The organism is Kitasatospora sp. NPDC003701 (assembly GCF_053587085.1).
In genome coordinates this window covers 1-12,741 of record NZ_JBSFNM010000114.1, presented here as the reverse complement: position 1 = coordinate 12,741, position 12,741 = coordinate 1, and the positions used below count along the sequence as shown (strand labels likewise).

Annotated in this window: 2 protein-coding genes; both read right to left on the bottom strand. The window is 71.9% G+C overall.

From position 1 onward, the window contains the following. The coding region (locus tag ACWDRR_RS43005; protein ID WP_449777788.1) for a type I polyketide synthase at positions 1-7,935 on the bottom strand (7,935 nt) is incomplete at its 3' end. 51 nt (positions 7,936-7,986) lie between these two features. After that, positions 7,987-12,741 (bottom strand): type I polyketide synthase (locus tag ACWDRR_RS43000; RefSeq protein WP_449777787.1); only part of this gene is annotated, 4,755 nt, incomplete at its 5' end.

Here is a 12,741-nt window from a genome sequence, read left to right as displayed (position 1 = left end):
CACCCGGTCCCCCGCACCCACCGACACCGCACCACGCGTCAGCGCCCACAACGGACCCACCACACCCGCATCACCCAACGCCTGCACCAGCAACAACGTCCCCGCCACCCCGGCAGCCAGACGACCCTCCCCACCCACAACCCGCTCGTCCAACGCCAACAGCGACAGCACACCCGCCACTTCACCCACACCGGCCAACCGCTCGGCCAGACCCGCACGGTCCAGCGTCCGGAGGGGGAGGTTGATCACCTCGATCTCGTGGTGTCCGCCACGCAGAGCGCTGACACAGGAGTCGATCCAGGCCGCGTCACGCTCGTCGGCGTCCTCGGGCGCCACGACGATCCACCGGCCCGGCAGCGCGTCATGCGCGCTCTCGGAGAGCGCCTCCCAGGTGACGCGGTAGCGCCAGTGGTCGGTCGCGGACTGCTCGCGCACCCGCTGCCGGTACGAGGACAGCACCGGCAGAACCTCGCCCAGCGACTGCGCCTGCTCCTCGTCGACACCCAACGCCGCACTCAGCCCGGCCAGGTCACCACGCTCCACGACCTCCCAGAACCGGCCGTCCACCGCATCCGACGACAACCGCTCCGACGCCTGCAACGGCCGCTCGGAGGCCTCCAGCCAGTAGCGGCGGCGCTGGAACGCGTACGTCGGCAGATCCACCCGGCGCGCACCCGTGCCCTCGAACAGGGCAGGCCAGGCGACCGGGGTGCCGGTGGCGTGCAGACGGGCCACGGCCTCGACCACGGTGCGGGCCTGGTCACGGTCCTTCCGCAGGGCCGGCACCACGGCACGGGCCGGACCGTCCTGCGGCAGACACTCCGCGACCATCCCCGCCAGCACCGCGTCCGGACCGACCTCCAGGAACGTCCCCGCACCCAGATCCAGCATCGTGGCGACGGCATCCGCGAAACGCACCGCTCCACGGACCTGACGCACCCAGTACCCCGGATCCGTCCACAACTCCGACTCCACCCGGCCCGTCACCGTCGACACCAACGGCAGCACCGGCTCCCGCAGGTCCAGGCCCGACACGACCGCGCCGAACTCCTCCAACATCGGATCCATCAGACCCGAATGGAACGCATGACTGACCGTCAGAGACTTCGTACGGAAGCCACGCTCGGCGAGCACCGCCGCCACCGCCACGACCTGCTCCTCGTGTCCCGAAAGCACCAGCGACGTGGGGCCGTTGACCGCCGCCAGCCACACACCCTCCGTGCCGGCCAGCAGCTCCCGCACCTCCTCCTCGGGCGCGCCGACCGCCACCATCGCCCCACCCTCGGGCAGCGCCTCCATCAACCGCCCACGCGCCACGACGAGCACGCACGCGTCCTGCAGGGACAGCACGCCCGCCACATGGGCAGCGGCGATCTCCCCGACCGAGTGACCCGCCAGCACACCAGCCGACACGCCCCACGACTCGAACAGCCTGAACAGGGCGACCTCGAGAGCGAAGATCGCGGGCTGCGCGAAACCGGTGCGGTGAACCGACTCGTCCGACGGCAGATCCACCCCCAGCTCCGCACACACCTCGCCATACGCCTGGGCGAACACCGGGAACAACTCGCTCAGCTCACGACCCATCCCCGGCCACTGCGAACCCTGACCCGAGAACACCACCCCCAGCCGACCCGCCACCACAGTCGAGACATCCGCCGACCCCGACACCAAGTCCCCAAGACGGGACAGGAGTTCCTCACGATCAGCCGCGACCACGGCCGCACGCTGCTCGAAGAGCGAGCGCGACGTCACGAGCGAGAACCCCGCGTCCAGAACACCAAGCCCCGGATCCGCCATGAGCCGCTCCAGCAGTGCAGCGGCCTGGCCCCGCACCGCTTCCTCGGACTTGCCCGACAGCACCAGCGGCACCACCGGGAGTTCGACGCCCTCCTCGACCGCCACCTCGACAGGCGCCTCGGCCTGCTCCAGGATCACGTGCGCGTTCGTCCCGCTCACACCGAACGACGACACCGCCGAACGACGCACACGGTCCACCTGCGGCCATGCCCTGCTGTCCGTCAGCAGCTCCACAGCGCCGGAGGCCCAGTCGACCTCCTTCGACGGCTCGTCCACGTGCAGCGTCCGCGGAAGCACACCCTCCCGCATCGCCATCACCATCTTGATCACACCCGCCACACCCGCGGCCGCCTGCGTGTGACCGACGTTCGACTTCAACGACCCCAACCACAGGGGACGTTCGGCATCACGGTCCTGACCGTAGGTCGCCAGCAGCGCCTGCGCCTCGATCGGATCCCCCAACCGGGTGCCCGTCCCGTGCGCCTCCACCGCGTCCACATCACCGGCCGACAGCCGCGCGTTCGCCAGCGCCTGGCGGATCACCCGCTGCTGCGACGGACCGTTCGGCGCCGTCAGACCATTGGACGCACCGTCCTGGTTCACCGCCGAACCCCGCACCACCGCCCGGACGTTGTGCCCGTTCGCCACCGCGTCCGACAGCCGCTCCACCAGGAGCACACCGGCACCCTCGCCCCAGCCCGTGCCGTCCGCCGCATCCGCGAACGCCTTGCACCGACCGTCGGCCGCGAGACCACGCTGACGCGAGAACTCCACGAACGCACCCGGGGTGGACATCACGGTCACACCGCCGGCGAGCGCCAGGTCGCACTCGCCCGACCGCAGCGCCTGCACGGCCAAGTGCAGCGCCACCAGCGACGACGAACACGCCGTGTCCACCGTCACCGCCGGACCCTCCAGACCCAGCACGTACGACACCCGGCCCGACATCACACTCGCCGTGTTCCCCGTCATCACATAGCCCTCCAGCTCAGCGGCTTCGTCCGCGCGCTCCATCAGGAGCGGGACGTAGCTCTGGCCGTTGGTGCCGACGAACACACCGGTGGCGCTGCCCTTCAGCCGGTCCGGCGCGATGCCCGCGCGTTCGAAGACCTCCCAGGAGGTCTCCAGCAGCAGCCGCTGCTGCGGGTCCATCGCCAGCGCCTCACGCGGCGAGATCCCGAAGAAGCCCGGATCGAACTCCTCGGCGTTCTGCAGGAACGCGCCTTCGCAGGCGTAGGACTTGCCCGGCACCTCGGGATCGGGGTCGTACAGACTGCCCAGGTCCCACCCCCTGTCCGTCGGGAACCCGGAGACCGCGTCGACACCGTCGGCGACCAGCCGCCACAGGTCCTCCGGCGAGCGGACCCCACCCGGGAAGCGGCAGCTCATGCCCACGATCGCGATCGGCTCGTCCACCGCACCGGCGACGACGCGAACGCCGGCCGGCGCGGCCGCGGAGTCCGGCCGGACGCCCAGCAGCTGGCCGCCGAGGTAGTCGGCCAGCGCCTCGGGCGTCGGGTAGTCGAAGACGAGGGTCGCGGGAAGACGCGCGCCGGTGGCCGTGGCCAGGCGGTTGCGGAGTTGGACCGCGGTCAGTGAGTCGAAGCCGAGCTCCTTGAACGCGCGGCGCTCATGGACGACGTCCGCCGATTCGTGTCCCAGGACGCCGGCGACCTGCGAGCGGACCAGGTCGAGGAGCTGCCGCTCCTGTTCGTCCCTGGCGAGGCCCCGCAGCCGGTCGGCGAGGGAGGCAGTGCCGGGGGCGCCGGGGGTACCGGAGGCGGCCTCGCGCAGCTTGCGCACCTGCGGCAGGTCCCCGACGAGCGGCGTGCTCCGCACACCGCTGAGCCGCTGTTCGAGCCGCGACCAGTCCACATCGGCGACGATCACGACGGTCTCGTCGTGATCCAGCGCCTGCTGGAGCGCCTTGATGCCGAGATCCGGCGCCATCGGCGGGATGCCGTTGCGGCTCAGCTGCTCCTGGACGGTCGCGCCGGTTGCCAGGCCGACGCCGCCCCAGGCGCCCCAGGCCACGGACGTCGCGGTGAGCCCGCGGGCCCGGCGGAACTCCGCGAGGGCGTCCAGGTAGGTGTTGGTGGGGGCGTAGTTGGCCTGCCCCAGCGACGGCAGCGTACCCACCAGCGAGGAGAACAGCACGAAGGCCGAGAGCTCACGGTCCCGGGTCGCCTCGTGAAGGTTCCAGGCCGCGGTGGCCTTGGAGCGGAGCACGGAGTCGAACCGCTCCAGGGTCAGCGAGTCCAGCATGCCGTCGTCCAACGCGACGGCGGTGTGCATCACCGCGGTGAGCGGGTGCTCGGCGGGGATGCCGTCGAGCAGCGCGGACAGCGCGTCGCGGTCGGCGATGTCGCAGGCCGCGACCGTCACCTTCGCGCCCAGCGCCGTCAGCTCACCCACCAGCTCCTCCGCACCCGGCGCCAGCGAACCACGCCGGCTGACCAGCAGCAGGTGTTCGGCTCCCTGGCCCGCCAGCCAGCGCGCCACATGACCACCCAGCGCACCCGTACCACCGGTCACCAGCACCGTCCCCGACGGACGCCACTCCCGCACGGCCGGGCGTCGGCCCAGGCCTGCCTCCACCACGCGGGGCACGAACGCGCCCGAGGCGCGAACGGCCACCTGGTCCTCCAGCTCACCGGCCAGCGCCGCGAGCAGCCCCGCCCGCACCGGCTGGTCGTCCGACCCCCGGACCACGTCGACGAGTCCGCCCCAGCGCTCGGAGTACTCCAGCGCCGCGACCCGGCCCAGGCCCCAGAGCTGCGCCTGTTCGGGGTCCAGCAGGTCGCCCTCCGCGCCGACCGACACCGCCCCCTGGGTCACCACCCACAGCGGAGCGGTCACGGCCCCGTCACCCAGTGCCTGCACCAGGACCACGGTCGCCGCCAGCCCGGCCGTCAGGGCGTCGCCGGCCACATGGCGGCCTTCCGCGGACGCCAGCAGCGAGAGCACGCCGTCGACCGGCCCGAACGCCGCCAGCCGTTCGGCCAGGTCGGCCCGGTCCGCCGTGGCCGCGTCGACCTCGACCACGACGGTCTCGGCACCGGCGCCCTCCAGCGCGCCCAGGCAGAACTTCACCGCATCTGCGTCGCCCTGGGTCCCCGTGACGACAAGCCACTTCCCTGACAGGGAGGCGGAGTTCGGGACAGCGGCGGTCCTCCAGGTGGTGCGGTAACGCCACCCGTCGACCGTCGACTCCTCCCGCACCTGCCGGCGCCAGGACGACAGCACCGGGAGGACCGCACCCAGCGACGCCTCCTGCACGCCGTCCAGCCCCAGCACATCCGAAACGGACGCCACGTCCGCCTGCTCCACCGCACGCCAGAACGCCTCGTCCACCGGATCCACCACGACAGCGCCGTCCTGCGGAGCCGACTCCAGCCAGTAGCGCCGGTGCTGGAAGGCGTAGGTCGGCAGGTCGACGCGGCGCGCGCCGGTTCCTTCGAAGAGGGTGGGCCAGCTGACCGGGGCGCCGTGAACGAACGCCTGCGCCAACGAAGCCGTCAGCCGCGCCGACCCGCCCTCGCCCCGGCGCAGGGTGCCGACCGCGACCGCCGTGGTGTCGGGGCCGGCCTCACCGATGACCTCCTCGATCGCCGGGACCAGCACCGGGTGGGGGCTGGCCTCCACGAACAGGCCGTGCCCCAGCGCGAGGAGCCCTTCCACACCTGCGCGGAACTCCACCGTCCGACGCAGGTTGGTGTACCAGTAGCCGGCGTCGAGTGCGGAAGTGTCGAGGAAGTCGCCCGTCACCGTCGACCAGAAGGGGACGGTACCGGAGACCGGGGTGATCCCGGCCAAGTCCCGCGCCAGGCCGGCTTCCAGGCCCTCGACCATGTGCGAGTGCGAGGCGTAGTCCACCGGGATCCGCCGCACCCGCACCCCACGACCCTCACACCAGGTGGTAAAGGCCTCCAGCGGCTCCGCCGGGCCGGACACCACCGTCGAAGCGACCCCGTTGACGGCGGCCACCGACACCTGACCGCCGGCCCACTCCTCCAACAGGCCCCGCACACCGTCGGCGCCCACGGCCACCGAGACCATGCCGCCCGAGCCGGCCAGGTCCCGTGCGATCGCCCGCGAGCGAAGGACGACCACCCGAGCGCCGTCCTCCAGCGACAGACCACCCGCCACCACGGCGGCGGCGATCTCGCCCTGCGAGTGACCCAGCACCGCCGCGGGTACCACCCCGAACGAACGCCAGACCTCCGCCAGGGACACCATCACCGCCCACAACACCGGCTGCACCACATCGACCCGGTCCAACCACGCCTCGTCGTCCGAGCGCACGATCGCGGTCAGTGACCAGTCGACCAGTCCACTCAGCGCCCGCTCGCACTCCGCCATCCGCGACGCGAACACCGCCGAGGAATCCAGCAGTTCACCCGCCATCCCCAACCACTGCGAACCCTGACCCGGGAACACGAACACCACACCACCGGCAGCACCCGACCCCGCAACCGACCCGGCCGAAACCAGACCACCGGAGGCCAACTCACCCAGACCGGTCAGCAGTTCACCGCGCTCCTCGGCCATCACCACCGCACGGTGCCCGAACACCGAACGCGAGGTCGCCAGCGAGAACGCCGCATCCAGGACACTCAGCCCCGGATCCGTGCCGAACCGCTCCAGCAGCGCAGCGGCCTGCGCCCGCACCGCCGCCTCGGACTTGCCCGAGACCACGACAGGAACCGCGGGAAGCACGGCCACGGTCTCCTCGACGGCCGGCACACCCGCCTCCGCCTGCTCCAGGATCACATGCGCGTTCGTGCCGCTCACACCGAACGACGACACCGCCGAACGCCGAGGACGATCCAGCTGTGGCCAAGCCTGACGCTCGGTCAACAGCTGAACGGAGCCCGCCGACCAGTCCACCTCCTTCGACGGCTCGTCCACGTGCAGGGTCCGCGGAAGCACACCCTCCCGCATCGCCATCACCATCTTGATCACACCCGCCACACCGGCGGCCGCCTGCGTGTGACCGATGTTCGACTTCAACGACCCCAGCCACAGCGGCAGTTCGGCGTCACGGTTCTGGCCGTAGGTCGCCAGCAGGGCCTGCGCCTCGATCGGGTCACCCAACCGGGTGCCCGTCCCGTGCGCCTCCACCGCGTCCACATCAGCGGGCGTCAACCGCGCGTTGGCCAGCGCCTGGCGGATCACCCGCTGCTGCGACGGACCGTTCGGCGCCGTCAGACCGTTCGACGCACCGTCCTGGTTCACCGCCGAACCCCGCACCACCGCCAGCACCTTGTGCCCATTGGCCACCGCGTCCGACAACCGCTCCAGCACCAGGACACCGACGCCCTCGGCCCAACCCGTGCCGTCCGCCGCGTCCGCGAACGCCTTGCACCGACCGTCCGCCGCAAGACCGCGCTGACGCGAGAACTCCACGAACGCACCCGGCGTCGCCATCACCGACACACCGCCCGCCAGCGCCAGCGAGCACTCCTGCTTGCGCAGTGCCTCGCAGGCCATGTGCAGGGTGACCAGCGACGACGAGCAACCCGTGTCGAGGCTGACCGCAGGCCCCTCCAGGCCAAGGGTGTAGGAAATGCGCCCGGACACGACGCAGCTGAGGTTCCCGGTGACCAGGTAGCCCTCGAGGGCGTCGGAGGCCTGCTTCACCGCGGACGCGTAGTCGTTGTACATGACGCCGGCGAAGACGCCGGTGTCGCTCCCCTGCACGGACAGCGGGTCGATGCCGGCCCGCTCGAAGGCCTCCCAGGACGTCTCCAGCAGCAGCCGCTGCTGCGGGTCCATCGCCAGCGCCTCACGCGGCGAGATCCCGAAGAAGTCCGCATCGAAGTCACCGGCGTCGTGGAGGAAGCCGCCGTCCCGGACGTACGACGCGCCGGAGCGGTCCGGGTCCGGGTCGTACAGGCCGTCCACGTTCCAACCGCGGTCCTCCGGGAAGCCGGAGACCGCGTCCACGCCGTCCGTGACAAGCTTCCAGAGGTCCTCGGGAGAGCGCACGCCGCCCGGGTAGCGGCAGCTCATCCCCACGATCGCGATCGGCTCCCGCGCCGACTCCTCAAGCTCGCGGACCCGCTCCCGGGCCTTCTGCAGGTCGGCCGTCATCCACTTGAGGTAGTCGACGAGCTTCTGTTCGTTCGCCATCGTTCATTCCCTTGCTTCGTGCCAGGTCAAGTAGCTGTGGGGGGAGGGGAGTCAGGATCGCCCGAACTGCTTGTCGATGAAGTCGAGGATCTCGTCGGGGGTCGCCGCGTCGAGCAGGTCGAGGGCGAGTCCCTCGTCGGTGTCGCCGTCCGCGCCGCCCGACCTGCCGGGTGCCGAGCCGCCGCGCGCCTCCCGGATCCTGGCGAGCAGGGCCTCCAGCCGCGCCTCGATCCTGCGGCCGCTCGACTGGTCGGTCGAGACCGTGGTGATCAGCGGGTCGAGCTTGTCCAACTCCGCCAGGACGAAGGAATCGGGGCTCGACTCCTCGTCCACCAGACGGCTGAGCAGGTAGTCCGACAGAGCGACGGCGGTCGGGTAGTCGAAGATCGCTGTCGCGGGCAGGCGCTGTCCCGTGGCCGCGCTCAACTGGTTGCGCAACCGGACCGCGGAGAGCGAGTCGAACCCGAGCTCCGAGAAGGCCGTGGTCGGCTCCACCGACGACGTCGACGCGTGGCCCAGCACGACGGCCACGTGTTCGCGTACCAACTCCACCAGCATACGTTGTTGATCAACCGGATTTGCCGCGACCAGTCGATCGCGCAGCCGCTGGGCCCGGTCCTCGCCCTGTTCCGACGCCTCGTCAACTCCCGCAGTCTGCTGGAGCGCACGGGCCGCTTCCGGGATCGCGCTGATCAGCGGGCTGTGGCGGACCGACGTGAACGCGGGCGCGAACCGCTCCCACGCCACATCCGCAACGGTCAGACAGGCCGCCTCCTCCCCGACGGCCTGCACCAGCAGGGCCACCGCCAGGGCCGGGGACATCTCCAGCACGCCCCGGCGCCGGAGCTGCTCCGCCACGGCCTCATCAGCGGCCATGCCCGAGCCGGCCCAGGCCCCCCAGGCCACGGACAGGGCCGGACGCCCTTCGAGCCTGCGCCGCTCGGCCAGCGCGTCCAGGAAGGCGTTCGCCGCGGCGTAGGCGCCCTGCCCGCCGCTCCCCCAGACGCCGGCGTTCGACGAGAAGAGGATGAAGGCGTCCAGCTCCCGGTCGCGCAGGAGGTCGTCGAGGTTCGCCGCCCCGGCCACCTTCGCCCGTGCGACACCGGCCAGATCGTCCACCCCGCAGTCGTCCAGCAGGGCCGACGATCCGTCACCCGCCGTGTGGACGGCCGCGGTGAGCGGGTGTTCGGCGGGGATGCCGTCGAGCAGTACGGACAGCGCGTCGCGGTCGGCGATGTCGCAGGCCGCGACCGTCACCTTGGCCCCCAGCGCCGTCAGCTCACCCACCAGTTCGTCCGCACCCGGGGCCAGCGAACCACGCCGGCTCACCAGCAGCAGGTGCTCCGCCCCCTGACCCGCCGCCCAGCGCGCCACATGACCACCCAGCGCACCCGTACCACCCGTCACCAGCACCGTCCCCGACGGACGCCACTCCCGCACCGGTGCCGCCTCGCCGTCACCGGGAGCCCGGACCAGCCGACGAGCGAACGCGCCGGACGACCGGAGCGCCACCTGGTCCTCGGCCCGGCCGTTGGCGAGCACACTGAGCAGCCTGTCCAGCGCCGCCTCGTCCGGCTTCTCCGGCAGGTCGATCAGCCCACCCCAACGTCCCGGGTGCTCCAGTGCGGCGACCCGCCCGAGCCCCCAGATCTGGGCCTGCTCCGGATCGATCCGGTCCGCCGAGCCGTCGACCAGGACGGCGTCCTGGGTCAGCACCCACAGCGGGGCGTCGACGCGTGCGTCGCCGAGTGCCTGCACCAGCAGCAGGGTCGCCGCCAGGCCGGCGGCCACGCCCACGTGACCGGGCACGGGTCGCTCGTCCAGGCCCAACAGCGAGATGACACCGGCGAATCCGCCTCCGGGCGCGGTCTCACCCGCCCCGGCTGCCCGGTCGGCGCCGACTGCCTCTACCGCTTCGGCGATCCGCCGGGCAAAGCCTGCCCGATCGGCACCGACAGCGCTCCCCGGGTCGAGTTCCAGCAACCGGACCTCACCGCCCGCGCTTTCCGCCGCCTCGACGACGGCGTCCGCCCATCCGGCATCGGCCACCCCGGGAGCCGCCACCAGCAGCCACGTGCCGGTGAAGCCGTTCTCCGGCCCGGGCGACGGGGAAGCCATCGGCTCCCACACCACCCGGTAGCGCCACCCGTCGCCGGCCGACTTCTCGCGCCGGCGCCTGCGATAGGTCGAGAGCGCGGGCAGGAAGGTGTCCAGGGTGCCCCGGGCCTCTTCGCCGAGGTCCAGCATGCGGGCCAGTCCCTCCCGGTCCTCACCCTGAACGACCTTCCAGAACTCCTCGTCCACGACCTCCGTGCTGAGGGTGCGGGCAGGTGCGTTCGTCGGCCAGTAGCGCTGGTGTTGGAAGGCGTAGGTCGGCAGGTCGACGCGGCGCGCGCCGGTGCCTTCGAAGAGGGTGGGCCAGCTGACCGGGGCGCCGTGGACGAACGCCTGCGCCAACGAAGCCGTCAGCCGCGCCGTGCCGCCCTCGCCCCTGCGCAGGGTGCCGACCGCGACCGCCGTGGTGTCGGGGCCGGCCTCGCCGATGACCTCCTCGATCGCCGGGACCAGCACCGGATGGGGGCTGGCCTCCACGAACAGGCCATGGCCGAGCGTGAGAAGCCCCTCCACGCCTGCGCGGAACTCCACCGTCCGACGCAGGTTGGTGTACCAGTACCCGGCATCCAGTGCGGCCGTGTCCAGGAAGCCACCGGTCACGGTCGACCAGAAGGGGACGGTGCCGGAGACCGGGGAGATCCCGGCCAAGTCACGTGCCAGGCCGGCTTCCAGGCCCTCGACCATGTGCGAGTGCGAGGCGTAGTCCACCGGGATCCGCCGCACCCGCACCGCACGACCCTCACACCAGGTGGTGAAGGCCTCCAGCGGCTCGGCGGGGCCGGACACCACCGTCGAAGCGATCCCGTTCACCGCGGCCACCGATACCTGACCGCCGGCCCACTCCTCCAACAGGCCCCGCACACCGTCGGCGCTCTCGGCCACCGACACCATGCCGCCCGAACCCGCCAGGTCCCGTGCGATCGCCCGCGAACGCAGCACGACCACCCGCGCGCCGTCCTCCAACGACAGACCACCCGCCACCACGGCAGCGGCGATCTCACCCTGCGAGTGACCCAGCACCGCCGCCGGCTGGACCCCGAACGAACGCCACACCTCCGCCAGGGACACCATCACCGCCCACAGCACCGGCTGCACCACATCCACCCGGCCCAGCCACGCCTCGTCCTCCGAGCGCACAGTCGCGGCCAGTGACCAATCCACCAGCCCACTCAGCGCCCGCTCGCACTCCGCCATCCGCGACGCGAACACCGCCGAGGAGTCCAGCAGTTCACCCGCCATCCCCAGCCACTGCGAACCCTGACCCGGGAACACGAACACCACACCACCGGCAGCACCCGACCCCGCCACCGACCCGGCCGAAACCAGACCGGCGGAGGCCAACTCACCCAGACCGGTCAGCAGTTCACCGCGCTCCTCGGCCATCACCACCGCCCGGTGCCCGAACACCGAACGCGAGGTCGCCAGCGAGAACGCCGCATCCAGGACACTCAGCCCCGGATCCGTGCCGAACCGCTCCAACAGCGCAGCGGCCTGCGCCCGCACCGCCGCCTCGGACTTGCCCGACACCACCAGCGGCACCACCGGGAGTTCGACGCCCTCCTCGACCGCCACCTCGACCGGCGCCTCCGCCTGCTCCAGGATCACATGCGCGTTCGTCCCGCTCACACCGAACGACGACACCGCCGAACGCCGAGGACGATCCACCTGCGGCCACGAGCGCGACTCCGACAGCAGCTCCACCGCACCGGAGGCCCAGTCGACCTCCTTCGACGGCTCGTCCACGTGCAGCGTCCGCGGAAGCAGACCCTCCCGCATCGCCATGACCATCTTGATCACACCACCCACACCGGCAGCCGCCTGCGTGTGACCGATGTTCGACTTCAACGACCCCAGCCACAGCGGTTCCTCCGCCGCCCGCTCCCGGCCGTACGTCGCCAGCAGCGCCTGCGCCTCGATCGGGTCACCCAACCGGGTGCCCGTCCCGTGCGCCTCCACCGCGTCCACATCGCCGGCCGACAGCCGCGCGTTCGCCAGGGCCTGGCGGATCACCCGCTGCTGCGACGGACCGTTCGGCGCCGTCAGGCCATTGGAGGCACCGTCCTGGTTGACCGCCGAACCCCGCACCACCGCCAGCACCTTGTGCCCGTTGGCCACCGCGTCCGACAGCCGCTCCACGAGCAGCATGCCCGCGCCCTCGCCCCAGCCCGTACCGTCCGCCGCATCCGCGAACGCCTTGCACCGGCCGTCCACCGCGAGCGCACGCTGACGCGAGAACTCCACGAACGTCGCCGGGGTGGACATCACCGTCACACCGCCCGCCAGCGCCAGGTCGCACTCGCCCGACCGCAGCGCCTGAACCGCCAGGTGCAGCGCCACCAACGACGACGAACACGCCGTGTCCACCGTCACCGCCGGCCCCTCCAGGCCGAAGGTGTAGGCGAGCCTCCCGGAGGCGATGCTCCCCGAGTTGCCGTTCCCGATGTGGCCCTCGACGTCGTCCGCGCCGCCGGCGAGGACGGTCGCGTAGTCGTGGTACATGACGCCGGCGAACACGCCCGTCCGGCTGCCGCGCAGCGAGGCGGGCTCGAGGCCCGCGCGCTCGAACAGCTCCCAGGAGGTCTCCAGCAGCAGGCGGTGCTGCGGGTCCATCGCCAGCGCCTCACGCGGCGAGATCCCGAAGAACGCCGGATCGAACTCCGCCGCCTCGTGCAGGAAACCACCCTCACGCGC